Here is a 25,285-nt window from a genome sequence, read left to right as displayed (position 1 = left end):
GCGCCTGGCCGCGCTGGGAAACCCGGGATACCGGCAAGATCATCCGCGAGACCGGCGGCCAGATCGCCTATATCGCCGAATATTTCCGCTTCTATGGCGGGCTGGCCGACAAGGTGATGGGGCTGCACGTGCCGGTGGACAAGCCGGAGATGGAGGTGACGCTGCGCCGCGAGCCGGTGGGGGTGGTGGCCGCCATGGTGCCCTGGAATTCGCAGCTTTTCCTGGCGGCGGTGAAGCTGGGCCCGGCCCTGGCAGCGGGCTGTACAATGGTGCTGAAGGCCGCCGAGGATGGCGCCGCACCGCTGCTGGAATTCGCCCGTGTGGTGCATGAGGCCGGCTTCCCGCCGGGGGTGGTGAACATCATCACCGGCACCGGCGCGCAATGTGGCCAGGCGCTCACCACGCATCCGCTGGTCGCGCGCATCGCCTTCACCGGCGGGCCGGAGACGGCGCGGCATATCGTCCGCAATTCCGCCGCCAACCTGGCCGCGACGACGCTTGAGCTGGGCGGCAAATCGCCGGTGCTGGCCTTCGCGGATGCCGATCCCGATAATGTGGTCAGCGCGGTCATCGCCGGGATTTTCGCGGCCAGCGGGCAGAGCTGCGTGGCCGGCTCGCGGATGCTGGTGCAGCGCCCGCTGCTGCCGGCGCTGCTGGAAAGATTGAAGGCGCGGGCGGAGCAGATCGTCATCGGCAACCCGGCCGACGCGGCCACGCAGATGGGCCCGCTGGCCACCGCGCGCCAGCGCGACCGGGCCTTGGCGCTGATCAAGGACAGCCAGGACCAGGGCGCGGTGCTGATCACCGGTGGCGATGTGCCGGCGGGGTTCGAGGCGGGCTTTTATCTGCGCCCGACGATCCTGCTCTGCGATACGCCCAAGCCGCCCTGCTGGGGCGAGGAGTTTTTCGCCCCGGTGCTCAGCGTGATGGCGTTTGATACCGAAGACGAGGCACTGGCGTTGGCGAATGATTCGAAATTCGCCCTGGCCAGCGGTGTGTTCACGCAAAATCTCGCGCGTGCGCACCGGCTGGCCCGCGCCATCCGGGCCGGGGTGGTGTGGGTGAATACCTACCGGGTCATCTCGCCGCTGGTGCCCTTTGGCGGCTACAAGGAAAGCGGGCTGGGGCGCGAGGGCGGGGTCGAATCGATCCTGGATTATACCAGAACCAAATCGGTCTGGATCAATCTCTCGGATGCGCCATTGCCTGATCCGTTCGTGATGCGTTGAGTTTTGGAAAGGCCCGCCCGATGACAATCGACACCACCTTGTTCAGGGATGCGATGGCCCGGCTCGGCGCCGCGGTGAACATCATCACCACCCGCGCGCCGGAGGGCGATATGGGCTTTACCGCCTCGGCCGTGTGCAGCGTGACCGACACGCCGGCGACGCTGCTGGTCTGCATGAATAAAAACAGCCGGCTCTCGGGGGCGTTTCAGCAGGGTGGGCCGTTATGCGTGAATGTGCTCAATGCGGATGGCGAGCCGCTCTCGCGCTGGTTTTCCGGTCAGCAGGGGCTGAGCATGGCGGAGCGCTTCGCCCAGGCCGGCTGGGTGCGCCTGGAAACGGGCGCGCCGGTGCTGGAGAGCGCCACCGCCGCCTTTGATGGGGTGATTTCCAGTGTCGTCGAAATTGGGACGCATCGCGTATTGTTCTGCGATGTGAGGGCGGTCAAACTATGTCCCCAGGCCACCGGGCTGGTCTATCACCAGCGCCGCTATCACCGGCTGGAGACGGCGCTGCAAGACGCTGGTTGAGGCGCGGCGCATGATGTGGCGCTGTCTGGCGCGTCAACCGAACCCCAGATAGTGTTAACCCTCCCACACCATCCTTAAGTGCCGCAACAGCGCCTCGCGCTGGGTTTTGCCGATACCGGCCAGCAAGCGTGCCTCATGCCGGGCCACGCGCTTGCGGCATTCGCGCATCAGCGCCCGCCCGGCGGGCGTCAGGCGCAGCGCTTGTGCCCTTCCCGTGGTCACCCCCTTGCGCAGCAGCCCACGGCGTTCCAGCTGCGTGGTCAGCGGCACCATGTTGGCGCGCTGGATGGCCAGCACCCGGCCGATTTCGCTCTGGGTAATGTCCTGATTCTCCTCGATCACCATCAGCACCGACATTTCCGTGACCTTGAGGTCCAGATCCGCCAGCTCGGTGCCGAGATCCGCCATCATCGCCTGGGAGGCGCGGCGCAGCTGGTAGCCCAGAAGCTGTTCCAGGGGATTGCTGGGGGCCGCGTTTTCAACCGGGGCAGGGGCGGGGGATTTCAGTTTCAGCGCCATGGCGCGACTATGCCCGCGCCCTGAGGCTGGCGCAATCTTATCCAGCTCCGGCGCGGCGTCGTCGGGGCTTGTATGTTATGATATATAGCATTAAAACCGGAAGCAGATGAGGCGCGCCGGCTTTGCCGCGGGCCTTGCTTTTGAAGGGGAATGAAAATGTCTGAGACCGATACCGTCGCGTTCACGGTTGAAAACCGCATCGCCTGGGTGAAATTCAACCGTCCGGAGAAGCGCAATTGCATGAGCCCGGGGCTGAACCGGCGGATGATGGAGGTGCTCGACGAATTGGAATTCCGCGAGGATGTCGGGGTGCTGGTGCTCACCGGCGAGGGCACGGCCTGGTCCGCGGGCATGGATTTGAAGGAATATTTCCGGGAGACGGAGGCGCAGGGGCTGGGTGCCACGCGCAAGGCGCAGCGTGAATCCTATGGCTGGTGGCGGCGGCTGCGCTGGTACCAGAAGCCGACCATCGCGATGGTGAATGGCTGGTGTTTTGGCGGCGGCTACGGTCCGCTCTTCGCCTGCGACCTCGCCTTTGCGGCAGAAGAGGCGCAGTTTGGCCTCTCCGAGATCAATTGGGGTATTCTGCCCGGCGGTGGGGCCACCAAGGTGGCGGTGGAGCTGCTCTCTTTCCGCAACGCCATGTACCACGCCATGATGGGCGAGATGGTGGATGGCAAAACCGCCGCCGCCTGGGGGCTGGTGAATGAGGCGCTGCCGCTCTCTGGCCTGCGCCAGCGCGTGACCGAGGTTGCCAACGTGCTGCTGAAGAAGAACCCCGTGGCGCTGAAGGCGACAAAGGATGCCGTGCGCCGGGTAGGGGAGATGACCTATGAGAATGCCGAGGATTATCTGGTGCGTGCCCAGGAAGCGGCGAACTCCTATGATAATGATGGACGAAAAGAGGGGATCCGGCAGTTCATCGATGAAAAAACCTACAAGCCTGGGCTTGGCGCCTATCGTTTGAAAGACTGAGCGCGCCTACCAGGGGAGGAACCGCAATGGTCAATATCGTGGACGATCCCGGCCTGCAGGCAGGGCTGCAGCCGGAAGCGCTGGCGGTGCTGGAATTCGCCAGCGGCCGCAAATGGAACTATGCGCAATGGGACGCGGCGATTGCCCAGACCGCCGGGCTGTTGGTGTCGCATTACGGCATCAAGCCGGGGGAGCGCATCGCGGCGCTGGGGCGCAATTGTGCCGAGCAGGCGCTGCTGCACCTCGCCTGCGCGCGCATCGGCGCGATTTTCGTGCCGCTGAACTGGCGCCTGGCATTGCCCGAGCAGCGCCGGCTGCTCGATGATTGCGATCCCGCCTTGCTGGTTGGCGATGCCGAGTTTCTGGACCCGCTCGGCGCTGCGGTGCGGCAGACCTTGTTGCCCGCGCTGCGTAGCGAGATTGAACAGGCTGCGGCGCTGGCGCCGGTGCCGTTCGACCGTGCCGCGCCCAGCCTCATTCTCTACACCTCCGGCACCTCCGGCCGGCCCAAGGGCGTGTTGCTGAGCGAACGCAACATCACCCAGACCGCGGTGAATTTCGGCCTGCTGGCCCGTGTCACCCATGCGAGCATGATGCTGGCGGAAACGCCGATGTTTCATGTCATGGGGATCATCACCAATCTGCGTCCCGCCTTCATGCGCGGCGGCGCGGTGCTGATCAGCGAGGGCTTTGACGCCGCCCGCACATTGGCCCGGCTCTCCGATCCTGACTTGAAGATCACGCATTATTTTTGTGTGCCGCAAATGGCGAAGATGCTGCGCGCCGAGCCGGGCTTCGACCCGCAACGCCTGCGCACCCTCACCGGTATTTTTTCCGGCGGCGCGCCGCACCCGGCCGCCGACATACGCGCCTGGCTGCGGGATGGCATCGCCATTGCCGATGGGTTTGGCATGAGCGAGGCCGGGACGGTCTCCTGCATGCCGGTTCATATTCCGCTGATCGACCAGAAGGCGGGTGCCGCGGGGCTGATCCCGCCCTCCATCCAGACGCGTATCGTCGATGCCAATGGCGATGATGTAGCGCCGGGCATGGCCGGGGAGTTGCTGCTGAAGGGCGAAAACATCTTCACCGCCTACTGGCGCGCGCCGGACGAGACCGCCAAGGCCTTCACCGCCGAGGGCTGGTTTCGCACCGGCGATATCGCCCGCCAGGATGAGGACGGGTTCTTTTTCCTGGTCGACCGCAAGAAAGACATGTTCATCTCCGGCGGCGAGAATGTTTATCCGGTGGAGATCGAGGCGGTACTGGCGGGGATGCCGGGGATCCGCGAGGCGGCGGTCATCGGCGTGCCGGATTCGCGCTGGGGCGAGGTGGGGCATCTGGCGGTGGTGGTGGCCGAGCCCGGGCCGGATGCGCAAGAGATCCTCGCCTTTCTCAATACGCGTCTGGCGCGCTACAAGATTCCGAAATATGTCAGCTTCCTCGCGGCGCTGCCGCGCACCGGCACCGGCAAGATCCTGAAGCCTGGCCTACGTGATCTGCTCTCCGCGCGGCCCGACCAGACCTGAGCGCCGCCTCACTGCGCCGCCGCCCGGAAGGCGCGCGGGGACTGGCCGGCATGGCGCGTGAAAAACCGGGAAAAATGTCCGGGATCGGCAAAGCCCAGCGCATAGCCGATCTCGGCGACGGACAGGTTTGAATAAAGCAGCGCACGCCGGGCTTCCAGCATTGCGCGTTCATCCAGCAAGGTGCCCGGGGCGGCGCCGGCGATGCGTGTGCAGGCGTTGCCCAAGGCGGTGACGGAGACGCCCAAAGCCGCCGCGTAGGCGGGGACCGGTTCGCGCAGCCTGAAGCGCTCTTCGATGCGCGCCCGCAGCCTGGCGACCAGCCCGGCGTAGTGCCCGGCGCGCGGCGCCGGTGCGCCGGCCTGCGCGCAGGCGCGGATGCCGGCCAGCAAAATCGCCAGCATTGCCGCATCCACCGCGGTTTTATGTCCGGGGGCGGACCAGCCTAGTTCACGCATCAAATCCCGTGTGTGGCGCTGCAAGGACGCTGCCGCGCCCGGCGGCAGCGCCAGTGAAGCGGCGTTGGCGAACAGGGCGCTGGCATCCGCATCGCGCGCGGTGAGGCCGGCGAGGTAGGTGCTGGCCATGGTGATCACCACCCCGGCGGTTTCCGCCACCCAGGTGAACCCATGGACGAGTCCGGCGGGCACCACCAGCAGGCTCGGCGCCTGAAAGCGCAGCGTGCGGGCCTCTGCGCGCATGTCGCCGCCACCCTTGCTGATGAAAATCAGCTGTGCCAGCTCGCGATGCGCATGCGGGCGGATTGTCCAGTCCGAGGGGCGGGAGCGGTCATCCAGCGCTTCCGCGTGCACGAAGCCGGGGGCGGCGGCGCGGTGGGATTCGCCATATAAATAGAAGCTCGGTACCGCGCTGGAATCCTGCATGGCGCCACTTAGCCTGGACTTGGTGAAATATCCAAGTTTTTTGGCGTAGCCTCCATGGGCGGCGCGGCGCGGCTGATTATTATGTGATGTAACATATACAACGCGCCGTTATCCTGGCGTTTGGGGAACATCCTGACCATGAAAACTGACATCGCAATCATCGGCGCTGGCCCTGCCGGCATGTTGCTCGCGCATCTGCTGTCCCAGGAGGGGATAAGCGCGGTGGTGCTGGAGCGGCGCGACCGGGCTTATGTCGAGGCGCGCGTGCGGGCTGGCGTGCTCGAGCAGGTGACGGTTGATCTGTTGCGCAGGCTTGGGCTGAATGCGCGGATGGAGCGTGAGGGGCTGGTGCATGGCGGCACCAATCTGGCGCTGGATGGAGAGTTGTTCCACATCGATCTGGCAGCACTCACCGGCGGGCGGCATGTTGTTGTTTATGGCCAGCAGGAGGTGATGAAAGATCTGTTCGATGCCGCGCCGGCACGCGGGGTCGAGATCGTCTGGAATGCCGAGGATGTGGCGCTGCATGGGCTGGATGGGGATGAGCCAATTGTGACCTGGACCGCGCAGGGGGAGGCGAAGCAGCTCGCCTGCCGCTTCGTGGCCGGGTGCGACGGGTTTCATGGCGTCAGCCGGGCGGCGATTCCCGCCACGGTGCTGCGCCAGTTCGAGCGTGTCTATCCGTTTGGCTGGCTCGGCTTCCTCGCCGATGTGCCGCCGGCGGATGAAGAGCTGGTCTATGCCAATCACGAGCGCGGCTTCGCCCTGGCCTCGATGCGCTCGCCGACCCGCAGCCGCTATTACGTGCAGTGCGGATTGGAGGAGAAGCTCGAGGATTGGCCGGATGAACGGTTCTGGGATGAGCTCTGCCTGCGGCTTGGCCCGCAGCTGGCGGCGAAGGTGACGCGCGGGGCCGCTTTTGAGAAATCCATTGCGCCGCTGCGCTCTTTTGTTGCCGAGCCGATGCGCTGGGGACGTTTGTTTCTGGCCGGGGATGCCGCCCATATCGTCCCGCCGACCGGCGCCAAGGGGATGAACCTGGCCGCCTCCGATGTCACGTTTCTGGCAGAGGCGCTTGTTGAATTTTTCAAGTCCGGCAAGGCTGGCGGGATTGAGGGCTATTCCGCGCGCGCCTTGGCGCGGGTGTGGAAGGCGGAGCGCTTTTCCTGGTGGTTTACGTCGGTGACGCATCGCTTTCCGGAGATGGATGGATTTTCCCGGCGGCTGCAAATGGCGGAGCTGGATTATATCCGCCAATCCGAGGCGGCGCAGCGGAGTCTGGCGGAGAATTATGTCGGCTTGCCAATGCTCTAGCTTTTGTGTTGGCGCGTCGATCTGAACCTGTATCGTATAGGGATCGCCCACGCGCTTTGGCGCCGGTCAGGTGGTGTTGTCTGCCGATGATGTCGCTGACACGGGCGGAGCCCTGGGCATGAGGCCGGTATGATATGATATATATTAAATCGATCTGACCCGAAATTCTTGACGGCGTTCCGCCGATCGCTCTATTCTGACCGTTAAAATCAAAACTAAAACAGCTGCTGCGGGCATTGGGATGAAACGGCATGTCATGTGAAACGACGCCGGGGACATGGATCGAGGCTGTTGGCGCGAGTCAGATGCCCGTTTGGGATCATGCGCTTTGGCAAATGATGGGGGGGTTGAAATCCAACATCATTGACGACGCACCGTTTTTTGGACGTGCCCGCTTCCAGGAAGCGGGGCAAGTCAAGCTTTGCGAGCTTTCGTCCTCCTCTGTGGCGGTGGTGCGGGAGGCGCGCAGTGCCAATAACGGTCCACGTGAATTCGTAAAAGTCGCTGTCCAATTATCCGGACGCAGCCTGTTCGCCCAGGCTGGGCGGGAGGTGGTGCTCGACGGGGCGGGATGGACATTTTACGATACGGCGCGGCCCTATCGGGTGGTGAATCTGACCGAGGTCCACCAATTCGTGATTCTGGTGCCGAAGGCAGAGTTGCATTTACCCGCTGCCCAACTGGATTGTTTCGGGGTGCATGATTTCGGCCAAGTGTCGGCCGTAGGAAGAATTTTTCCGAATTACATCAACAGCATTCTGGCCGAGGGCGCGCGGGCCAACGCCAGCGAAGCGGCGGGGCTTGGGGAGGTGGCGACCAATCTGCTGCGCCTTGCCATCGCCGGCGCCGCGCAGGAGCGCGCTAGCGTTTCCGCCGCCCAGACGCTGGAATTTCAGGTGAAGCATTATATCCGTACCCATATCGCCGATCCGGAGCTTTCGGTGCAGACCCTGGCCGAGCAGTTCGGGTGCTCGAAGCGGCATCTGCATCGCGCCTTTGCCGGGAGCGACATCTCCTTGTCGGATTTTATCTGGCAGTCTCGCCTGGAGCGCTGTGCCCAGGCGCTGCGCGCCACGGCGCAACGCCATCTTGCTGTCGGCGAAATCGCATTCGCTTATGGATTCAATAATTTTTCGCATTTCAGCAGGGCATTTCGAGAGCGTTTCGGCTGCAGCCCCAGTGCGTATCGGCAGACGAACCACTAAACCCGGCCTGTGCCGCCAAGATTGAGTCTTGAGAGCCTGTCCCTTTCGGACAAATCTCCATGTCTCCCCTGGAACAGCGTGGCCGAGGCCAGAATGCGATAAGCTTCGCAGCGCCGGATTCAACGTGGCGGCAAGAGGCAAGAGGCAAGGGGAGGGAGGCTTGGAATGCCGTGAATGCTGTGCGGTATCTCTAAAAGGTATGTAATATAACATAACTAATGCTTGGGCCGCTCCATCGGTTCCTTAAAATCAACGCCGCAAAGGCGTATCCAATATGGGAGCGTTCAATGAAAACAAGAAAATTCAAGGCTGTTTCATCCGCGGTTCTGGCCCTGGCGCTGGCCTGCGGTGCGGCGCTGAAGCCCGCCCAGGCGGTGACGGTCAACGAGCCGTCGGGCATCAATCTCGGCGGCACCAGTTTCTTCGATGCGCTGGGTAAATACACGCCTGGTCTGATCTACCAGCAATATTTCCAGATCCAGCATTTCAACGCCATCAACGACACCAATGGCAACGCGATTCCGGTGTTCAAGAACACCAGCATCACCGCGATCGTCTCGCTCAACCAGTTCATCTATGTGTCGCCTTATCATCTGTTTGGCGGGGTGCTGGGGGCGATGGCGATCGTGCCGCTGGTCGATCTCAATGCCTCCTTCGCGCATGACAGCCCGGTCCGGCTGGTCGCCAATCGGGGCATGGGGGTTGGCGACATCACCTGGGGTCCGTTCATCGCGTTTCCGCCGGTCATTCGCGGCGGCCGCCCGGTTTTCGCGCAGCGCATGGAATTCGACGTGATCTCGCCCAGCGGGTCGTATGACACCTCGAAGGACATCAATCCCAGCTCGGGCTTCTGGTCGATCAATCCCTACTGGTCGGTGACAGTGCTGCCGACCGCCAAAACCGAATTGTCGGCGCGGTTCAACTATCTGCATAATTTCACCAACTCCCAGCCGGCCTCCAGCGCGCCGCTGCCGGCCGGCACCACCACCCAGGCGGGTGATGCGGGCTGGGTGAACTTCACCGCCTCCTACGAGGTGCTGCCGAAGCTCAATGTCGGGCTCAACGGCTATTACTTCAAGCAATTCACCGACGACCAGGTGAATGGCGTGACCCAGAAAGGCACCGAGACGGAAAGCCTCTCGATGGGGCCGGGGGCGACCTACATGTTCAACCAGAACAATATTGGCTTCCTGAATGTCTATCTGCCGGTGGTGAAGAAGAACACCACCAACGGCTTCAATGTCATTCTGCGCTACATCCATGCCTTCTGAGATGCCAACAGCAAAGAACGGGGAAACACCATGAGCGTTCACGATTCAAACACCCGTGACGGGCTGTCGCGCCGGCTGCTCGTCGGCGCCGGTGCCGGCGTTGCGCTGGGGCTTGGCGCCGGCTGGCGCCCGGCGCGGGCGGCGGCGGCGAATACGCTGCGCATCGGCTTCATCAGCCCGCGCACCGGGCCGCTGGCCGGCTTCGGCGAGGGCGATCCGTTCATTCTCGGGCTGGTCCGCAAGGCATTCGCGAACGGGCTGACGCTGAACGGCACCACCTACGAGGTCACGATTTTCGACCGCGACACCCAGTCCGATCCCGCCCGGGCCAGCCAGCTCGCCAAGGATCTGATCAATGGCCAGCAGATCGATCTGATGCTGACCACCTCGACGCCGGAAGTGGTCAATCCGGTGGCCGATGCGTGCGAGGCGGCGGGCGTGCCGTGCCTGTCCACCATCGTGCCCTGGGAGTCCTGGTATTTCGGGCGCGGCGCCAAGCCGGGCCAGCCTTCGCCGTTCAAATGGACCTACCATTTCTGCTTCGGCACCGCGCAGTTCCGGGATCTCTACATCTCCAGCTGGAATAATGATGTGGCCAGCAACAAGCGGGTGGCGGTGCTGTGCCCCAACGATGCGGACGGGAATGCCATCCGCGCGCATCTCTTGCCCGACCTCGCCAAGGCCGGGTTCGATATGGTCGATCCTGGCGGCTACCAGGACGGCACCACCGATTATTCCGCACAGATCGCGATGTTCAAGAAGGCCGGCTGCGAGGTATTTTGCACCTTCCCGATCCCGCCGGATTTCACCAGCTTCTGGCGCCAGGCGGCGCAGCAGGGGCTGACCCGGCAGATGAAGATCGTCACCGTCGCCAAAACCGGTCTGTTTCCCTCGCAGATGGAGGCGCTGGGCCCGCTGGGCTACCGGATCAATGCCGGCGCCTACTGGCATCCGGCCTTTCCATATGGTTCGGCGCTCACCGGGCTCAGCTCGGCGCAGCTCGCCAGCACCTACCAGGCCACGACCGGGCGGCAATGGCAGCAACAGCTCGGGCCTTCCCTGGCATTGTTCGACGCCATGGTGGCCACGTTGAAATCCGCTGGCAATCCAAAGGACAAATCCGCGGTGGCGAAGGCGATGAGCCGGTTGCAGACGACCACGGTGATGGGCCGGATCGATTTCGTCAACGGTCCGGTGCCCAATGTCGCCACCACCAATCTCATCGGCGCGCAATGGCTGAAGGCGACGTCTGGCAAATATAAGCTGGATTACCGCACCTTCGAGCATGCGGAGGATCCCTCCGTGCCCATCCAGAGCCCGCTTGAGCCGTACAAGATGTGAGGAGGCGCGGCATGTCGTTGGTTGAACTTGATGCTCTTTTGGCAGTGATGGCGGCAAATCCTCCACCGCAAGGCGGTCCCTTGGAATTGCGGGATTGGTTCAACGTCGCGCATGCCGCCCTGCCGGTTCCAGAGGGGCTGGAGATCCGGCGCGTTGAGGCGGGGCCGGTGGGCGGGGATCTCATCCTGCCGGCCGATGCCGTGCCCGGCAGGCTGATCATTTATTATCATGGCGGTGGCTTCGTGCTGGGGTCCGCTCGGACCCACCGGACGGTGGCGGCCAATCTCGCCCGCGCCGCGAACATCGCGGTTCTGGCCGCGGATTACCGTCTTGCGCCGGAACACGCGTTTCCCGCCGCCCATGACGATGCTCTGTCCGCATTTCATTGGGCCTTGGCGGAAGGATACGAGGCAATTGCCCTGTCGGGGGACAGTGCGGGTGGCAATCTTGCTTTGTCCACGGCCGTCAGGGCACGCAACGGAGGAGGGCAAAGCCCCGCCGCCCTGGCCCTGATGTCACCTGCCCTGGATTTTGCGGGGGATGGTGGGACACATCACAGCGTCTCCGATGATCCGATTCTCTCCAAGGAGCTGGTCGATCTGTTCCTCAGCGCCTATTTGCCAGGCCAGAGTTTGCGCGACCCGGCGGTGACACCTTTATTCGCGGAGCTTTCCGGTTTGCCGCCGGTGCTCGTTCATGTCGGATCGCGGGAGATGCTTCGCGACGATTCCGTCACCATCGCGCGGAGGCTGCGCGATGCAGGTGTGCAGGCCGAACTGCGGGTTTGGGATGGCATGTGCCATTCCTGGCAGCTCTACGCGCCGCTGGTGCGTGAAGGGTTGGACTCCATCGAGGAGGTTGCCAGCTTCCTTCGCGGCCATTTGGTGGCTTCATGACCATGCTGCTGGAAGCAACCGGGCTGGTGAAGCGTTATGGCGCGCTGGCCGTCGTCAATGGCGTGGGGTTCCACGTGGCGGCGAACGAGGCTGTCGGCATTGTCGGCCCCAACGGGGCCGGCAAGACCAGCCTGCTCAACCTGCTCTCCGGCGCGGTGCCGGTGAGCGAGGGGCGCATCACCCTGCGCGGGGAGGAGATCACCGGGCAGGACGCGGCCTGGCGCTGCCGCCACGGCATTGGCCGGTCGCACCAGGTGCCAAAGCCGTTCGGCGGCATGACGGTGTTCGAAAATCTGCTGGTGGCGGCAACGCAAGGCGGCGGCTTCGCGCGGCGCGAGGCTTATGACCGGGCGGTGGATTCGCTGGAGCTGTGCGGCATGCTCGCCGTCGCCAACCGTCCGGCGGAAACGCTGGGGCTGCTGGAGCGCAAGCGGCTGGAGCTGGCGCGCGCTCTGGCCACTGGCCCGGATCTGCTGCTGCTCGATGAAATCGGCGGCGGCCTGACCGATGGCGAGGCGCTGGAGCTGGTGGAGGTGATTCTGGATCTGCGCCGGCGCGGCATCGCCATCGTCTGGATCGAGCATATCGTGCACATCCTGGTCAAAGTCGTCACCCGGCTGGTCTGCATGGATGCCGGGCGCATCATCGCCGAAGGGGAGCCGCAGGCGGTGCTGAAAGACCCCGTGGTGATCAGCGCCTATCTCGGTTCGGAGGAGGTTCCGGCATGACTCTGCTGACGATTGAAAATCTCAAGGCCTGCCATGGGCTGCTGGTCGCGCTGCATGATCTCTCCTTCAGCATGGCGCCTGGCGAGGTGCTGGCCATCGTCGGCGCCAATGGCGCGGGCAAGAGCACGTTGATGCGCAGCATCGCCGGCGCGCACCGTCCCGTGCAGGGGCGGATCATGTTTCGCGGGCAGGATGTCACCCGGTTGTCCGCGCACCGGCGGGTGCGGGGCGGCATCGCGCTGGTGCCGGAGGGGCGGCGGTTGTTTCCGGGGATGAACGTGCAGGACACGCTGCACCTCGCCGCCTGCCGCAAGGGGGTGTGGAATTTCGAGACCGTGCTGGAGGCGCTCCCCCAGCTCAAGCCCATTCTCAAGCGCCAGGCCGGGCTGCTCTCGGGCGGGCAGCAGCAGGCGGTGGCGATCGGCCGGGCGTTGATGACCAACCCTGAGCTGCTGCTGCTGGATGAGCTTTCGCTTGGCCTCTCGCCGGTGGCGGTCGATGGGGTTTACGAAGCCCTGCCGAAGCTGCGCACGGCCGGCACCAGCATCATTCTCGTCGAGCAGGATCTGCGCCGAGCCATGGCGGCGGCGACGCGGCTGGTTTGCATGCTGGAAGGGCGCATCGTGCTCTCCGGCGCCGCCGGCAGCCTGACGCGCGAGGCGGTGATGGACGCCTATTTCGGCCTCAACCGGCAAGCGCATTGAAAGGATGTAGCGATGTTCTGGCTTAATCAGATTCTGCAAGGCGTGCTGCTCGGCGGGTATTACGCCTTGCTGGCGGCCGGGCTTTCCTTTCTGTTCGGGGTCATGCGCGTCATCAATCTGGCGCATGGGTCGCTGGCGGTGCTGGGCGCCTTCATCATGATGGTGATCTATCAGACGCTCGGCATCTCGCCGCTGGGCGGTCTCGCCTTGATGTTGCCGGTGATGGCGCTGCTGGGCGTGGCGCTGCAACTCTGCATCATCGAGCCCAGCCTGAAAGGCGGCGCGCTGGTGCCGCTGCTGGCCACGTTCGGCCTGGCGCTGATCTGCGACAATGTGCTGTTCAGCATATTTGGCGCGGATACGCAGTCCTTCGCCGCGGATATCGGCACGCTCTCTTACGGCAGCTGGGCCATTGGCGGGATTTTCATCAGCCAGCTCGCCTGCCTGGTGTTCGCCGCCGCGCTGCTGGTGCTGGGAGGCACGCAGCTTTTACTTTCGCATACCCAGATCGGCCGGCGCATCCGCGCCACCGCGGAGGATGAGGATGCCGCCCGGCTCTCCGGGGTCGATACCAGGCTGGTCCGCGCCGCCACCACGGCGCTGGCCATGGTCATGGTCGGGTTGGCCGGCGCGGCGTTGGGGGCGAGCGGGAGCTTCGATCCCTATGCCGGTGGCCCGCAGCTGCTCTACGCCTTCGAGGCGGTGGTGATCGGCGGCACCGGCTCGCTCTGGGGCACGCTCATCGGCGGCATCGTGCTGGGGGTGGCGCAGGGCGTGGGCGGGGCGCTCAACACGCATCTGTCGCAAATCGCCGGCCATGCCGTGTTTCTCGTCGTGCTGATCGCCCGGCTCTACCAGGGCGGCGCGCTCAGCGCCTATCTCCGCCGTCTCCGCATGAGGGTCGCATGACGCACGCCTATCACGTCCAGCGCTGGACACGCCGCTCCATCGCCAGCACCGCCCTGATCGTGGCGCTGAATTTAGCACTCCTGGCGGGCCCGCTTCTGCTTTCGGCGAATGCGGTCGATCATCTGACCACCTTGTTCGTGTATGTGATGCTGGCGATCACCTGGAACGCGCTGGCCGGCTATGGCGGGCTGGTCTCGGTCGGGCAGCAGCTCTTCTTCGGCTTCGGCGCCTATGGCGCGATCCGGCTCTCCCAGGCCGGCGTGCCGGTCTATGCGGCGCTGCTGCTGGGCGGTGTGAGCAGCGCGGTGCTGGCGCTGATCGTGTCCAGCTTCATGCTGAAGCTGCGGGCGGGGGAGTTCGCCATCGGCATGTGGGTGCTGGCGGCGCTGGTGCAGCTGCTGGTCAGCCTGGACCCGATCGTGCAGGGCGCGACCGGCACCTCGCTGCTGGCGCTCAACAGCTTCGCCCCCGCCGCACGCAGGGCGGACACCTACTGGTTCGGGCTGCTGGCCATGGCCGGGGTGGCGCTGCTGCTGTTCCTGCTGCTGCGCTCGCGGCTGGGGGCGGCGGTGCAGGCGATCCGCGACAATGAGGAGGCGGCGCGCTCGGTGGGCGTGCAGGTCGGGCGCACCAAGCGCATCATCTTCGTGCTGGCGGCGCTGGGGGCCGGCATGGCCGGGGCGGTGTGGCTCGCCACCTCGATCTCGTTTCAGCCGAACACCTATTTCGGCGTGCAATGGACCGCCTACATGATCTTCATTGACCCTCGTCGGCGGCATCGGCACGTTCGAGGGGCCGATCCTCGGCGCCATCCTGTTCTTCGCGGTGGAGGCCGGCTTCGGCGCCCAGGGCGTGTGGTATCTCATCGGCATTGGCGCCGCCGCGGTGGGGTTCGCCCTGCTGCTGCCGCAGGGCATCTGGGGCTGGGTGGAGCGCCGCTACGCGCTGCGCCTGCTGCCTGTTGGTTACATGTTGAACTTGCGGGGCGGGGAGGCTGGCCGGCAGCGTGGCTTCGCTCGCCGCCCCTCCACGAAGCCGCCCGCCGCAAGCCCGGCTTCCGAACCATCCTGAATCAATCAAACACGGAGTTAGCATCATGTTGGACGCAATCACCCAAGGCGCTTTCCTTGGTACCGGCTGGGAGGGCAAGCTGTTCAATGGCGACTGGGTCGCCGCCCCCACCATCGCTGACGTGCTGGAGCCCGCCACCGCTGGCGTGCTGACCCGCGCCGGCATTGGCGGTACGGCGGAGATTGCCGCCGCCGCCCAGGCGGCGACGGCGGCCCAGCCTGCCTGGTTCGCCACCCATGAGCGCCAGCGCGAGGCGATTTTGCTGAAGGCGGCCGAACTTTTTGAAACCCATGCCGAGGAGCTGGCGCTCTGGATCGCCCGTGAGACCGGCGCCATCGTCCCCAAGGGCCAGCACGAGGTGCGCGAGGCGGTGGAGATCTGCCGCGCCGCCGCCGCCCTGCTGCACCATATCCCGAGCCAGGTGCTGCCCTCCACGCCGGAGCGCCTCTCCATCGCGCGGCGGGTGCCGCTGGGGGTTGTCGGGGTGATCTCGCCGTTCAATTTCCCGCTGATCCTGGGGCTGCGCGCCGTGGCGCCCGCTTTGGCCATCGGCAATGGCGTGGTGCTGAAGCCGGACCCGCAGACGGTGGTCTCGGGCGGCGTCATCATCGCCCGCATCTTCGAGATGGCCGGGCTGCCGAAGGGGCTGCTGCATATGGTCCCCGGCTATGTGGAGGCGGGTGAGGCGGTCTGCACCGATCCCAATATCCAGATGGTCGCCTTCACTGGCTCCACCGCCGCCGGGCGAAAGGTGGGCGAGAGCTGCGGCAGGCATCTGAAGAAGGTCTCGCTGGAGCTGGGCGGCAAGAATTCCGTCATCGTCCTGGGCGATGCCGATCTCGCCGCCGCCGCCTCCAACGTCGCCTTCGGTGCCTGGTTCCATCAGGGGCAGATCTGCATGGCTTCCGGGCGCATCCTGGTCGAGCGGTCGCTGGTGCCGGCACTCACCGCGGCGCTGGTGGAAAAGGCCAATCATCTGCCGGTGGGCGATCCGGCCTCCGGGCAGGTGGCGCTGGGGCCGCTGATCAACCAGCGCCAGCTGGAGCGTGTGCACAAGCTGGTCACGGACTCGGTGGCGGCCGGCGCGAAGCTGGCGGCGGGCGGCACCTACGAGCAGCTATTCTACAAGCCCACCGTGCTGGAGGATGTGCGCCCCGGCATGCCCTGCTTCGATGAGGAGATTTTCGGGCCGGTGGTGAATATCGTACCCTTCGATACCGACGAGGAGGCGATCGCACTCGCCAACAACACCGAATACGGGCTCTCCGCCGGCATCATCGGCAAGGATATCGGCCGCGCCATGAAGATTGCCCGGCAGCTGAAGACCGGCCTGATCCACATCAACGACCAGAGTGTCGCCGATGACGTGGCCAACCCGTTCGGCGGGCGCGGCGCCTCGGGCAACGGCACCGCCGTCGGCGGCCCCGCGAGCTGGGAGGAATTCTCCATGTGGCAATGGATGACGATGCAGGCCGACGCGCCGATGAAGCCGTTCTGAGGAGGTCAGGATGCATATTCAGGCCGCTGTCACCCGCGCGCCGGGTGGTAAATTCCATCTCGAAACCCTCAGCCTCGAAGCCCCGCGCGCGGATGAGCTGCTGATCCGCATCACCGCCGTTGGCATCTGCCACACGGATCTGGCGATGCGCGACCAGGTGTTTCCGGTGCCCCAGCCGATTGTGCTGGGGCATGAGGGGGCGGGCATCGTCGAGCAGGTGGGGGCGGGGGTGTCCGGCTTTGCGGTGGGCGACAAGGTGGTGATGAGCTACCGCGCCTGCGGGGCCTGCCCCTCTTGCGCGGCGCACGCGCCCAGCTATTGCCACGGCTTCTTCCCGCTGAATTTCAGCGGCGCGCGGGCCGATGGCAGCACCGCGCTCAGCTGTGATTCAGGCCCGGTGCACAGCCATTTCTTCGGCCAGTCCAGCTTTGCCAGCCATGTGGTGGCGCATCAAAGCAATGTGGTGAAGGTGGCGGCGGATGCCGATCTCGCGGTGCTGGCGCCGTTTGGCTGCGGCATCCAGACCGGTGCCGGCGCCGTCATCAATGCGCTGAAGGTCGGGGTGGGGGGAGAGCCTCGCCGTGTTCGGCACCGGCTCGGTCGGGCTCTCGGCGGTGATGGCGGCGAAGCTGGTGGGGGCCACCTCCATCATCGCCGTGGACCGCAACCCGGCCCGGCTCGATCTCGCCAGGGATCTCGGCGCCACCCATGCGGTGAATGCCGGCACGGACAATCCTGTCGAGGCGATCCGGCAAATCACCGGCGGCGGCGTGGCCTACGCGATCGACACGACGGCGCTGATCCCGGTGCTCTCCCAGGCGTTGGCGGCGCTGGCGCCGCGCGGCACGCTGGGCATCATCGGCGCCTCGCGCCCGGATGAGGTGCTGCCGGTGCCGGTGATCGACCTGCTGACCAGCGGCAAGCATATACGCGGCATCGTCGAGGGCGATGCCGAGCCGGCCGTGTTCCTGCCCAAGCTGATCGAACTGCACGCGCAGGGCCGCTTCCCGGCGGAGAAGATGATGCGGTTTTACGATTTCGCGCAGATCAACGAGGCGGTGCATGAGTCGGAAAGCGGCGCCTGTGTGAAAGCGGTTTTGAAACTCTGAGCGTGCAAAAAGGCATGGAGGCTTTGCGATGAGCCTCCATGCGCCCGCCTCGCGGTAGGCAGCGGCGGCTGCGCGAAATGTAGGCTGCGTAGTTTTGCTATCTGCATCAAAACAAATGGCCTTGTGACTGGGGCGCGCGCCGGTTATCAATATCTCTAGGCATTCAAAAAATGACAATGGCAAGGAGAGGCCGATGAGCAGACGCCAGTTAAAGGATGCGGCCTTGCGCGCCAGGGCGCTTTCCGACCAGGGCGTGGCCAAGCCGGAAATCTTCAACCAGATTGCGTCAGAGGTCCAAAAACCCCTGATGGCGGCGCGGATTGTCGCCTCCATTCCCTCGCCGGAAGGCATGCGCCGGTATCGCCGGATGAATATCGTGCTTGCGACTTTGATGATGCTGCTGGCGGTTCTCATCGGGCTGGCGAAGGCCGCGCAGGTCAGCGCCAAGCTGGGGCCGGAACTGGATCCCGGCACGTCGGCGGTCGTCGCCATCCTGCTCGGGCTTTTGTTTTTCGGCGTTTTCGCCTCTGTTTCGCTCAGTATCTTCAAATATAAATATGGCGGCTATATTGGCGCGGTGGTCTTGTTGCTGCTGATGATTCCGCAATCCCTCAGCGCCACCATGCAAACGCTGGCCGACCCGTCCTCCGGCGCGCTGCCGCTATTGGAGCTGTTGCTTGGCGTTCTGCTGCCGATTGTGCTGATCTGGTTGACTTTGAAGGTGCGCAACAATGTGTTTGTGAAGGCAAGGCTGTTCGGCGCGCCGCGTAAGAAGAAGGATGGCAGCTTTGAGTTCTCGACCGCCTTTGAGCTTCGAAACGCAAAAGGCTGATCGTAAATTTTTAAAAACGCGGCCGGTTTCGCACGGGCCGCGTAGCCTATCCAGTAGGCGGAACGGTCCGGCTTGATCGCCTCTTGATTCAAGCTGGACCGAGCGCCCTGTTAAAGATCCAGCACCAGTCTCGCTGTTTTGGCGCGTGAGCAGCACGGGGTGAATTGATCATTGGCGGCATGCTCTGCATCGGTCAGATAGCTGTCGCGATGCTCGGGCAGGCCGGATTTCACCCCCACCAGGCAGGTGCCGCAAATGCCCTGCTCGCAGGATACCGGCACGAACAGCCCGGCTTCGTCCAGAACCGCCCAGGCGCTGCGCCCTGGCGGCACGGTGAGCACCTGGCCGGTACTGGCGATCTCGATCTCGAACGCCTGGTCGCCGACGGTGTCCGTTGCCGGGGCTGTGAAATATTCCCGGTGCAGCCTTGATTCATCCCACCCCGCCGCCTGGGCGCTGGCGAGCACATACGCCATGAAGCCGCCCGGGCCGCAGACATAAAGATGCGTGCCTGCATCCGGATGGGCCAGCACGGCCGCGGCGTTCAGGGCCTGGGCCGGCGCGCCGTCATCGAAATGCGTGACCACCCTGGCCGCGAACGGCGCCTGGCGCAGCGCCTCCAGAAACGCGGCCCTGGCCGGGGTGCGGGCGCAATAATGCAGCTCGAACTCCGCCCCCAGCCGGTGCAGCCGCCGGGCCATCGCCAGCAGCGGCGTGATGCCGATGCCGCCCGCGAAGAGCAGGGTTTTCGATGCCGTCTCATCCAGGGCGAAGAGGTTGCGTGGCGGGCTGATCGTCAGCCTGGCCCCTTCCTGCAACCCGTGCATCGCCACCGAACCGCCGCGTGAGGCGGGCTCGCGCAGCACCGCGATTTCGTAAGGGCCGCCTTCATCCGGGTCGCCGCACAGCGAATATTGCCGGACCAGCCCGCCAAGCAGATGCACATCCACATGCGCGCCGGCGCTGAAGGGCGGCAACGCGCCCGCCACGCCAGCGAGGGTGAAATGCCGCACATCCAGGCCAGCATCGCGGACCGCGACCAGCTCGGTCTCGATCGTCAGCGGCGCCAGCATCAAGCCGCCTGCGCGGCCAGCAGCCGCTCGATGATCCGGCGGGACTGCACCCCCCCCGCGTCGATATTCAGCTTCAGCAAGGCCCGCTCCGGCCAGCGCAGCAGATTTTGCTGCTGCTGTTCCAGCATCTCCCGGTCCTCGTTGAAGATCTTGCCCTGGCCCTCGCGGATCTTGGCGGTGAGTTCGGCATCGCCCGGTTTGAAATGCCGCGCCATGCCCCAGAAATACCAATGTGAGGTCTCGGTTTCCGGGGTGATGAAATCGACCACGATGCTGGAGGCCTTCACCGCCTCCGGCGCCTGGTAGCCGCCATGCCCGGCATGCGCCACCCCGACCTCGATCAACACATGCGAGGGCGGATGGAAATGGCAGATCTGCCAGCGATCAACCGCCACATCCGGCGCCAGATCATTCATCCGCAGCGCCATCTGCCAGAAAGGCGGCGCCTTGATATTTTCCATGAAACGGCTGGTGATGACGTGATCGCCGTCGAGCCTGGTGGAAACCGGCGCTTCGTCGATCTCCTTCTGGCCGATGGAGCCGGCATGCACATAGGTTTCGTGTGTGAGATCCATCAGATTATCGATCATCAGCCGATAATCGCAATTGATATGGTAGAGCCCGCCGCCATAGGCCCATTCCGGATTCACCGCCCATTCGAGATGATGGATGGTCGCGGGATCGGCCTTGGCCTTGTCGCCCGGCCAGACCCAGATGAAGCCGTAGCGCTCCTCCACCGCGTAGGATTTGATCGCGGGGAAGCCGTTCACGCGCTGGCCCGGCATCTCCAGCGCCTTGCCCTCGCAGCCCATCGCCAGCCCGTGATAGCCGCAGACGAGCTTGCCATCCTCGACATAGCCCAGTGAGAGCGGGGCGCCGCGATGCGGGCAGAAATCCTCCACCGCCGCCACCTTGCCGCCGGCGCCGCGGTAAAACACCATTTTTTCGCCGCAGATCGTGCGGCCCAGAGGCGTCTCCGCCAGCTCATCCGGCATCGCCGCCACATACCACGCATTTTTCAGAAACATCGCGTTTCCACTCCTGGATTATTCTTGCTAATGTATCCAATAAACGCGGAATCATGGGTGTGAGTCAATTTGAATCGACTAAATTGTATCCAATTTATGGGTTTTGGCCATGAGTGGTGAACGCACCGGGCAGCGCGTGCTGGTGACGCTGCGGCGGATGATCAGCGCCGGGGAACTCGCCGCCGGGGAGCGTGTGGCGGAAATTCCGCTGGCGCAGCGCCTTGGCGTCTCGCGCATGCCGGTGCGCATGGCCTTCCGGGAGCTGGAACAGGAAGGGCTGCTGGTGCGGGCCGGTGCGCGCGGCTTCGCGGTGCGCGCCGTGTCATCGGCACAGATCGTCGGCGCGGTGGAGGTGCGCGGGGTGCTGGAAGGGCTGGCCGCGCGGTTGCTGGCCGAGCGCGGCGCCAATCATGCGGTGCTGCAAACCCTCAAGCTCTGCCTGCGGGAAGGCGATGCCCTGCTGGAAAAGGGCAGCTTCACCGAGGCGGACGCGCCGCTCTATCTGGATCTCAATATCCGCTTCCACGCCGCCATCATCGAGGCCTCCGGCAATGCCGCCATCCAGGAGGCACTCTCGCGCAACGATCATCTCCCCTTCGCCTCGGTGAAGGCCCTGGCGATCGACCGCAATAATCTCGCCGCGGAATATAAGCGCCTGAATTACGCCCATATGCAGCATCACGCCATCGTCGAGGCGATCGCCGCCGGGCAAGGGGCGCGGGCGGAGGCGCTGATGCGCGAACATGCCAACGCCGTGCTGCGCTACACGGAATTGGATCCAGCGCGCGAGGGGGTGGCGATTCTGCGCAGCGGTCAGTTCAGCTGATGGCTTGAGCGGTTGTCAGAGGCCGGGGGCGGCTTGGATATGGCGGCTAAGCCGCTTCAAATCCCGTCAGCACATTCACCGCGTTGATGCCGATCTCCGCCACCGCATAGCCGCCCTCCATCACGAACAAGGTCGGCCGGTTCAGCGATTTGATGCGCGCGCCCATGTGGGTGAAATGCTCATGCTCCAGCTTGAAATGCGAAATCGGATCGTTCTTGTAGGTGTCCACGCCGAGCGAGACCAGCACCACATCCGGCGCGTAGGCATTGATGCGCTGCAGCCCATCCTCCAGCGCCGCACTCCAGTTTTCCCATTCCGTGCCCCAGGGCAGCGGATAGTTGACGTTGCAGCCTTCACCGGCTCCGGCCCCGGTTTCGTCCGCGAAGCCCAGCATATAGGGGAATTCCTGGTCCGGGTCGCCATGCAGCGAGACGAACAGCACATCGTCGCGGTGATAGAAAATATCCTGGGTGCCGTTGCCGTGATGGTAATCGACATCGAGGATGGCAACACGCTTCGCCCCCTGGTCCAGCAGGGATTGCGCGGCGATGGCGGCGTTGTTGAGGAAGCAATAGCCGCCGAACTGGCTGGCGGTGGCGTGGTGGCCGGGCGGGCGGCAGAGGGCGAAGGCGCTCTCCTCGCCGTCATTCAGCAATTTCGCGCCGGTGAGGGCGACATCGGCGGAGGCTTTGATCGCCTGCCAGCTGGTCGCGGTGATCGGCGTGCCGCAATCGAAGCTGTGAAAGCCCAGCTTGCCGTCTATCTCTTTTGAAACCCGGTCGGTGCGCATGCCGCGCGCGGCCCAAGTATAGGGGTAGGCGGCGCCGCTGCGGCCGCTGGCCAGCCACTGCGCGTGCGCGGTCTGCAGCAGCTCGACCAAGGCCGGGTCATGGATGCGGGTGATCGCCTCCAGCGAGAAGGATTCGGGGGCCAGAACCGGGCCCAGCCCGACTTCACGGGCCCGTGCCAGCACCAGCCGGGCGCGCTCTGGCTTCTCGAACGCCTCGGTAAAGCCGCCGAGGAACAGCTCGCCGGGGCTCTGATGCAGCTCATGGTCTTCGGAGAATATTATTTTCATGCAAGGAATATTATCCGGCTTTTCGGTAGCGGCAAGCGGTCAGAACAACTGCGCCCTGGCGGGGCGGAAATAGGGCGCGATCAGCGCCGGTGTGATCTCGGCCAGGCTGGCCGGGTTCCATTTCGGCTGGCGGTCCTTATCCACCACGGCGGCGCGGACACCTTCATAGAATTCGCCGGTCGCCAGCACCTGGGCGCAGGCGGCGTATTCGCGTTGCAGGCATTCCCGCACATCCGCCGAGGTACGGGCCGCGCGCAGCAGGCGCAGCGCCACCTGTATGCCGGTGGGGGATTTTTGCGCCAGCACGTCCAGCGTTTCCTGGGCGAAGGCCGAGCCCTCCCGCGCCAGCGCCTGGACGATCTGGCTTGCATCGTCAAAGGCGAAGCAGCGGTTGATGAGGTCCAGCTGTGCGGCGAGCTTTGCCTCCGGCACGGCGCGCGGCAGCAGGGCGATGATGTCCGCCCGTGTGGCGCTGGCCGGCAGGGCTTCGAGGTCCGCGCGCAGAGCGGGCAGGGAGGTGCTCTCCACCAGAGCGTCCGCCAGACCGGCCAGGATCGCATCGGCGCCGCCGATGATCTGCCCGGTCAGCGCCAGATAGGTGCCAAGCTCGCCCGGCGCGCGGGAGAGCAGCCAGCTCGCCCCGACATCCGGGAAGAAGCCGATGCCGGTTTCCGGCATCGCCAGGCGCGTGCGCTCGGTGACGATGCGCACCGAGCCATGGGCGGAGATGCCGACACCGCCGCCCATGGTGATGCCGTCCATGATCGCGATATAGGGCTTGCGGAAGGAAGCGATCTGCGCGTTCAGCCGGTATTCGGCGGCGAAGAAGGCGAGGCCCGGGCCGGTGCCCTCGGCGCGATGGTCGTAGAGGGCGCGAATATCGCCACCGGCACAGAGGCCGCGCTCGCCCTCGCCGCTGACCAGCACGGCGGCGATGGCGGGATCGGCGGCGAAACGGGTGAGGGCGGCGTCCAGCCCGTTCACCATCTCCAGGGTCAACGCGTTGATCGCCTTCGGGCGGTTGAGCCGGATGATCCCCAGCGCGCCTTTGGTTTCGATCCCGAGTTCTACTGACATGGCGTTCCGCTCCTGAGGTTTTGCGGGTAATGGACCATGACCCGTCCCACGCGCCAAGGGCAGCCTTGCGGAAAACTTATCTTGCCGCACCGTAAGAAGTCTGAAATCAGGACAGCATGGATCACGTAATCGCGTCGGTTTTTCCGGTTTTTGGGCTGATTTTTCTGGGCTTCATCGTCTCCAAGCGCGGAATTCTCGGGCCGGAGGCGACGGATGCGCTGAATAAATATGTGGTCTGGCTGGGGCTGCCGGCTTTGCTGTTTCAGGCGATGGCGCATATCGATGGCGCGCAGCTGGACCATCCGGCCTTCGTCGCGGCGTTTCTGATCGGCGCGCTGGCGTGTTTTTTACTCTCCTTCGCGCTCGGCCACCGGCATCTGCCGCCGGGGCATCGGCTCTCGGATCGCTCCATCGACGGGCTGAACGCCAGCTATTCCAATACCGGCTATATGGGCATTCCGCTCTGCCTGACGGCGATGGGCCAGGCCAGCCTGGTGCCCTCGATCATTGCCACCATCATCGTCGCCTGCGTGATTTTCGCCGGGGCGATCGTGCTGATCGAGATCGATTTGCAGAAAAGCCCTGGCATCGGTGCGGCGATTGTGAAAGTCGGCTCCTCGCTGCTGCGTAACCCGCTGATCTGCGCGCCGCTGGCGGGGCTGGGCTTCGCGTTGCTGCGCGGCGCTACGGGCTGGGCGCTGCCGGCGCCGGTGTTTCACCTGACCGACCTGCTGGGCGCCTCCGCCAGCCCCTGCGCGCTGGTGACCATCGGGCTGTTCCTGGCGCAGTCGAAAGCGGTGGCGGAAGTGAGGGTGATTGTCCGGTTGGTCGGGCTGAAGCTGGTGGTGCAGCCGCTGCTGACCTTCCTGCTGGCCTATAAGCTCTGGGCGATGCCGGAGGTCTGGGCGAAGACGGCGGTGATCATGGCGGCGATGCCGACCGGCACCGGGCCGTTCATGCTGGCCAAGCTCTATGACCGCGAGGCGGCGGTCACCTCGCGCTCGATTTTGATTTCCACGGTGCTGTCGCTGGCCACGGTCTCAGCCTTGCTCGCCTGGCTCGATTAGCATGATCAGCCGGTAGCGCTCGCCGGCCAGGTGCTGGAAATTCACCTGTGTGAAGCAAAGCGCGCCCTGGGTGGGGTGGTTGAAGCGGCGCAGCCCGCCCAGGCGTGCCTGCACGTCGCGCGCGGCCCAGGCCTTGGCGAAATCCGGGCTTTGCGCGCGCAACTCGTCGAGCAGCCGGTGCAGGCGTGGATCGTCTGGGGTTTCAGCGGTTTCGGCGCGGAATTCGGCGACAAGACGGCGCGCGCTGGCGGCCCAGTCCTGAATGAAATCCCGCGCGGCGGGGACCAGGAAGACGAAGCGCAGCAGGTTGGGCTCGCCGCTTTCATGCCAGGGGGCGAAGAGGGCGCGGGCCGGGGCATTCCAGGCGCGGGCGGTGAAACGGGCATCCAGCAGGTAGGCGGGGGCTGCGATGGCGCTGAGCGCGCGTTGCAAGGCGGCGGGCACCGGGGCCAAAGCGGGCAGCTTGGGCGGGGTGGCGGGGTCGCGGATCTGCCCCAGCGCGAAGAGATAGGCGCGCTCGGCCGGGGTGAGGCTGAGCCCCTGCGCCTGGGAAGCGAGGGTGCGGGCGGTGAGGGAAATATCCCGCCCTTGCTCGATC

The 25,285-nt window shown here is 65.0% G+C and carries 26 protein-coding genes and 1 pseudogene; 19 read left to right on the top strand and 8 right to left on the bottom strand.

Going from position 1 to position 25,285, the window contains the following annotated elements; translation table 11 throughout:
- Positions 1-1,229 (top strand): aldehyde dehydrogenase (locus MXAZACID_RS05715; protein WP_008493202.1); only part of this gene is annotated, 1,229 nt, incomplete at its 5' end.
- Between the two features lie 20 nt (positions 1,230-1,249).
- Complete coding sequence (locus tag MXAZACID_RS05710; protein WP_008493201.1) at positions 1,250-1,756, top strand: flavin reductase; 507 nt, start codon at positions 1,250-1,252, stop codon at positions 1,754-1,756.
- A gap of 54 nt (positions 1,757-1,810) precedes the next feature.
- Here MXAZACID_RS05710 and MXAZACID_RS05705 read toward each other — a convergent pair whose 3' ends face one another.
- Complete coding sequence (locus tag MXAZACID_RS05705) at positions 1,811-2,275, bottom strand: MarR family winged helix-turn-helix transcriptional regulator (protein WP_008493199.1); 465 nt, start codon at positions 2,273-2,275, stop codon at positions 1,811-1,813.
- A gap of 156 nt (positions 2,276-2,431) precedes the next feature.
- On the opposite strand from MXAZACID_RS05705, the gene MXAZACID_RS05700 reads away from it, so the two are divergent.
- The gene (locus MXAZACID_RS05700; protein WP_008493198.1) at positions 2,432-3,250 is read left to right on the top strand and encodes a p-hydroxycinnamoyl CoA hydratase/lyase; all 819 of its coding nucleotides are present in this window, start codon (positions 2,432-2,434) and stop codon (positions 3,248-3,250) included.
- A 26-nt stretch (positions 3,251-3,276) separates the two neighbouring features.
- Positions 3,277-4,779, top strand: coding sequence for an AMP-binding protein (locus MXAZACID_RS05695; protein ID WP_008493197.1), 1,503 nt, complete (start codon positions 3,277-3,279; stop codon positions 4,777-4,779).
- 8 nt (positions 4,780-4,787) lie between these two features.
- Here MXAZACID_RS05695 and MXAZACID_RS05690 read toward each other — a convergent pair whose 3' ends face one another.
- A complete protein-coding gene (locus MXAZACID_RS05690) occupies positions 4,788-5,660 on the bottom strand; it encodes a helix-turn-helix domain-containing protein (RefSeq protein ID WP_008493196.1) in 873 nt (290 codons plus the stop codon).
- A gap of 138 nt (positions 5,661-5,798) precedes the next feature.
- Between MXAZACID_RS05690 and pobA the strand changes: the two genes are divergently transcribed.
- From pobA to MXAZACID_RS20040, 11 genes and pseudogenes are all read left to right on the top strand, one after another.
- Positions 5,799-6,974 carry a 4-hydroxybenzoate 3-monooxygenase gene (gene pobA, locus MXAZACID_RS05685; RefSeq protein WP_008493194.1) on the top strand — a complete coding sequence of 392 codons (1,176 nt, stop codon included), beginning with the start codon at positions 5,799-5,801 and terminating at the stop codon, positions 6,972-6,974.
- Positions 6,975-7,225: 251 nt separating this feature from the next.
- On the top strand, positions 7,226-8,179 hold the full coding sequence (locus MXAZACID_RS05680; RefSeq protein ID WP_081822087.1) for a helix-turn-helix domain-containing protein: 954 nt from the start codon (positions 7,226-7,228) through the stop codon (positions 8,177-8,179).
- A 287-nt stretch (positions 8,180-8,466) separates the two neighbouring features.
- The gene (locus MXAZACID_RS05675) at positions 8,467-9,450 is read left to right on the top strand and encodes a transporter (protein ID WP_008493192.1); all 984 of its coding nucleotides are present in this window, start codon (positions 8,467-8,469) and stop codon (positions 9,448-9,450) included.
- Positions 9,451-9,480: 30 nt separating this feature from the next.
- The gene (locus tag MXAZACID_RS05670; RefSeq protein WP_008493191.1) at positions 9,481-10,791 is read left to right on the top strand and encodes an ABC transporter substrate-binding protein; all 1,311 of its coding nucleotides are present in this window, start codon (positions 9,481-9,483) and stop codon (positions 10,789-10,791) included.
- A gap of 11 nt (positions 10,792-10,802) precedes the next feature.
- Positions 10,803-11,687: an alpha/beta hydrolase gene (locus MXAZACID_RS05665; protein WP_039884751.1), complete on the top strand. Its 885-nt coding sequence runs from the start codon at positions 10,803-10,805 to the stop codon at positions 11,685-11,687.
- Entirely contained in the window at positions 11,684-12,415 is a 732-nt protein-coding gene (locus MXAZACID_RS05660; protein WP_008493189.1) for an ABC transporter ATP-binding protein, read from the top strand. The genes MXAZACID_RS05665 and MXAZACID_RS05660 overlap by 4 nt, the downstream gene beginning before the upstream one ends.
- Complete coding sequence (locus tag MXAZACID_RS05655; protein WP_008493188.1) at positions 12,412-13,119, top strand: ABC transporter ATP-binding protein; 708 nt, start codon at positions 12,412-12,414, stop codon at positions 13,117-13,119. The genes MXAZACID_RS05660 and MXAZACID_RS05655 overlap by 4 nt, the downstream gene beginning before the upstream one ends.
- 12 nt (positions 13,120-13,131) lie before the next feature.
- On the top strand, positions 13,132-14,028 hold the full coding sequence (locus tag MXAZACID_RS05650; RefSeq protein ID WP_008493187.1) for a branched-chain amino acid ABC transporter permease: 897 nt from the start codon (positions 13,132-13,134) through the stop codon (positions 14,026-14,028).
- Positions 14,025-15,251, top strand: coding sequence for a branched-chain amino acid ABC transporter permease (locus tag MXAZACID_RS20045; RefSeq protein WP_008493186.1), 1,227 nt, complete (start codon positions 14,025-14,027; stop codon positions 15,249-15,251). Before MXAZACID_RS05650 ends, MXAZACID_RS20045 begins: the two co-directional genes overlap by 4 nt.
- Entirely contained in the window at positions 15,221-16,597 is a 1,377-nt protein-coding gene (locus tag MXAZACID_RS05640; protein ID WP_008493185.1) for a benzaldehyde dehydrogenase, read from the top strand. The genes MXAZACID_RS20045 and MXAZACID_RS05640 overlap by 31 nt, the downstream gene beginning before the upstream one ends.
- 10 nt (positions 16,598-16,607) lie before the next feature.
- Positions 16,608-17,009, top strand: a pseudogene (locus tag MXAZACID_RS20040) (alcohol dehydrogenase catalytic domain-containing protein); the annotation flags it as partial.
- On the opposite strand, the gene MXAZACID_RS20035 reads toward MXAZACID_RS20040, so the two are convergent.
- Positions 16,986-17,189 carry a hypothetical protein gene (locus MXAZACID_RS20035; RefSeq protein WP_240376583.1) on the bottom strand — a complete coding sequence of 68 codons (204 nt, stop codon included), beginning with the start codon at positions 17,187-17,189 and terminating at the stop codon, positions 16,986-16,988. The pseudogene MXAZACID_RS20040 and the gene MXAZACID_RS20035 sit on opposite strands and share 24 nt — an antisense overlap.
- On the opposite strand from MXAZACID_RS20035, the gene MXAZACID_RS20030 reads away from it, so the two are divergent.
- The gene (locus MXAZACID_RS20030) at positions 17,179-17,706 is read left to right on the top strand and encodes a zinc-binding dehydrogenase (protein ID WP_008493181.1); all 528 of its coding nucleotides are present in this window, start codon (positions 17,179-17,181) and stop codon (positions 17,704-17,706) included. The genes MXAZACID_RS20035 and MXAZACID_RS20030 overlap by 11 nt on opposite strands.
- 193 nt (positions 17,707-17,899) lie before the next feature.
- Positions 17,900-18,538: a hypothetical protein gene (locus MXAZACID_RS05630; protein WP_008493180.1), complete on the top strand. Its 639-nt coding sequence runs from the start codon at positions 17,900-17,902 to the stop codon at positions 18,536-18,538.
- Between the two features lie 110 nt (positions 18,539-18,648).
- Here the strand turns inward: MXAZACID_RS05630 and MXAZACID_RS05625 are convergent, their stop codons facing one another.
- Both MXAZACID_RS05625 and MXAZACID_RS05620 read right to left on the bottom strand, forming a co-directional pair.
- Entirely contained in the window at positions 18,649-19,611 is a 963-nt protein-coding gene (locus MXAZACID_RS05625; protein ID WP_008493179.1) for a PDR/VanB family oxidoreductase, read from the bottom strand.
- Positions 19,611-20,639: an aromatic ring-hydroxylating dioxygenase subunit alpha gene (locus MXAZACID_RS05620; protein ID WP_008493178.1), complete on the bottom strand. Its 1,029-nt coding sequence runs from the start codon at positions 20,637-20,639 to the stop codon at positions 19,611-19,613. The genes MXAZACID_RS05625 and MXAZACID_RS05620 overlap by 1 nt, the downstream gene beginning before the upstream one ends.
- Positions 20,640-20,748: 109 nt before the next feature.
- Here MXAZACID_RS05620 and MXAZACID_RS05615 point away from each other — a divergent pair, with 109 nt between their 5' ends.
- The gene (locus MXAZACID_RS05615) at positions 20,749-21,465 is read left to right on the top strand and encodes a GntR family transcriptional regulator (protein ID WP_008493177.1); all 717 of its coding nucleotides are present in this window, start codon (positions 20,749-20,751) and stop codon (positions 21,463-21,465) included.
- Between the two features lie 46 nt (positions 21,466-21,511).
- On the opposite strand, the gene MXAZACID_RS05610 is transcribed toward MXAZACID_RS05615, so the two are convergent.
- Positions 21,512-22,543: a histone deacetylase family protein gene (locus MXAZACID_RS05610; RefSeq protein WP_008493176.1), complete on the bottom strand. Its 1,032-nt coding sequence runs from the start codon at positions 22,541-22,543 to the stop codon at positions 21,512-21,514.
- 39 nt (positions 22,544-22,582) lie between these two features.
- The gene (locus MXAZACID_RS05605; protein WP_008493175.1) at positions 22,583-23,620 is read right to left on the bottom strand and encodes an enoyl-CoA hydratase/isomerase family protein; all 1,038 of its coding nucleotides are present in this window, start codon (positions 23,618-23,620) and stop codon (positions 22,583-22,585) included.
- A gap of 116 nt (positions 23,621-23,736) precedes the next feature.
- Between MXAZACID_RS05605 and MXAZACID_RS05600 the strand changes: the two genes are divergently transcribed.
- Positions 23,737-24,687, top strand: a complete 951-nt coding sequence (locus MXAZACID_RS05600; protein ID WP_008493174.1) for an AEC family transporter — start codon at positions 23,737-23,739, stop codon at positions 24,685-24,687.
- On the opposite strand, the gene MXAZACID_RS05595 is transcribed toward MXAZACID_RS05600, so the two are convergent.
- Positions 24,661-25,285, bottom strand: a 625-nt coding sequence (locus MXAZACID_RS05595) for a hypothetical protein (RefSeq protein ID WP_008493173.1), incomplete at its 5' end; no start/stop codon positions are given. The two genes, MXAZACID_RS05600 and MXAZACID_RS05595, sit on opposite strands and share 27 nt — an antisense overlap.

The organism is Acidocella sp. MX-AZ02 (assembly GCF_000306035.1).
Classification (GTDB): Bacteria; Pseudomonadota; Alphaproteobacteria; order Acetobacterales; family Acetobacteraceae; genus Acidocella; species Acidocella facilis.
The sequence above is the reverse complement of the archived record's forward strand: the minus strand, read 5'-3'. Positions and strand labels throughout refer to the sequence as shown.

Coding starts and splice junctions, on each gene's coding strand:
- MXAZACID_RS05625 (WP_008493179.1), bottom strand. CDS start 19,611: ATGCTGGCGCCGCTGACGATCGAGACCGAGCTGGTCGCGGTCCGCGAT.
- MXAZACID_RS05610 (WP_008493176.1), bottom strand. CDS start 22,543: ATGAAAATAATATTCTCCGAAGACCATGAGCTGCATCAGAGCCCCGGC.
- MXAZACID_RS05675 (WP_008493192.1), top strand. CDS start 8,467: ATGAAAACAAGAAAATTCAAGGCTGTTTCATCCGCGGTTCTGGCCCTG.
- MXAZACID_RS05600 (WP_008493174.1), top strand. CDS start 23,737: ATGGATCACGTAATCGCGTCGGTTTTTCCGGTTTTTGGGCTGATTTTT.
- MXAZACID_RS05660 (WP_008493189.1), top strand. CDS start 11,684: ATGACCATGCTGCTGGAAGCAACCGGGCTGGTGAAGCGTTATGGCGCG.
- MXAZACID_RS05655 (WP_008493188.1), top strand. CDS start 12,412: ATGACTCTGCTGACGATTGAAAATCTCAAGGCCTGCCATGGGCTGCTG.
- MXAZACID_RS05630 (WP_008493180.1), top strand. CDS start 17,900: ATGAGCAGACGCCAGTTAAAGGATGCGGCCTTGCGCGCCAGGGCGCTT.
- MXAZACID_RS05615 (WP_008493177.1), top strand. CDS start 20,749: ATGAGTGGTGAACGCACCGGGCAGCGCGTGCTGGTGACGCTGCGGCGG.
- MXAZACID_RS05710 (WP_008493201.1), top strand. CDS start 1,250: ATGACAATCGACACCACCTTGTTCAGGGATGCGATGGCCCGGCTCGGC.
- MXAZACID_RS05650 (WP_008493187.1), top strand. CDS start 13,132: ATGTTCTGGCTTAATCAGATTCTGCAAGGCGTGCTGCTCGGCGGGTAT.
- MXAZACID_RS05695 (WP_008493197.1), top strand. CDS start 3,277: ATGGTCAATATCGTGGACGATCCCGGCCTGCAGGCAGGGCTGCAGCCG.
- MXAZACID_RS05620 (WP_008493178.1), bottom strand. CDS start 20,639: ATGTTTCTGAAAAATGCGTGGTATGTGGCGGCGATGCCGGATGAGCTG.
- MXAZACID_RS05670 (WP_008493191.1), top strand. CDS start 9,481: ATGAGCGTTCACGATTCAAACACCCGTGACGGGCTGTCGCGCCGGCTG.
- MXAZACID_RS05700 (WP_008493198.1), top strand. CDS start 2,432: ATGTCTGAGACCGATACCGTCGCGTTCACGGTTGAAAACCGCATCGCC.
- MXAZACID_RS05665 (WP_039884751.1), top strand. CDS start 10,803: ATGTCGTTGGTTGAACTTGATGCTCTTTTGGCAGTGATGGCGGCAAAT.
- MXAZACID_RS05605 (WP_008493175.1), bottom strand. CDS start 23,620: ATGTCAGTAGAACTCGGGATCGAAACCAAAGGCGCGCTGGGGATCATC.
- pobA (WP_008493194.1), top strand. CDS start 5,799: ATGAAAACTGACATCGCAATCATCGGCGCTGGCCCTGCCGGCATGTTG.
- MXAZACID_RS05690 (WP_008493196.1), bottom strand. CDS start 5,660: ATGCAGGATTCCAGCGCGGTACCGAGCTTCTATTTATATGGCGAATCC.
- MXAZACID_RS20045 (WP_008493186.1), top strand. CDS start 14,025: ATGACGCACGCCTATCACGTCCAGCGCTGGACACGCCGCTCCATCGCC.
- MXAZACID_RS05705 (WP_008493199.1), bottom strand. CDS start 2,275: ATGGCGCTGAAACTGAAATCCCCCGCCCCTGCCCCGGTTGAAAACGCG.
- MXAZACID_RS05680 (WP_081822087.1), top strand. CDS start 7,226: ATGTCATGTGAAACGACGCCGGGGACATGGATCGAGGCTGTTGGCGCG.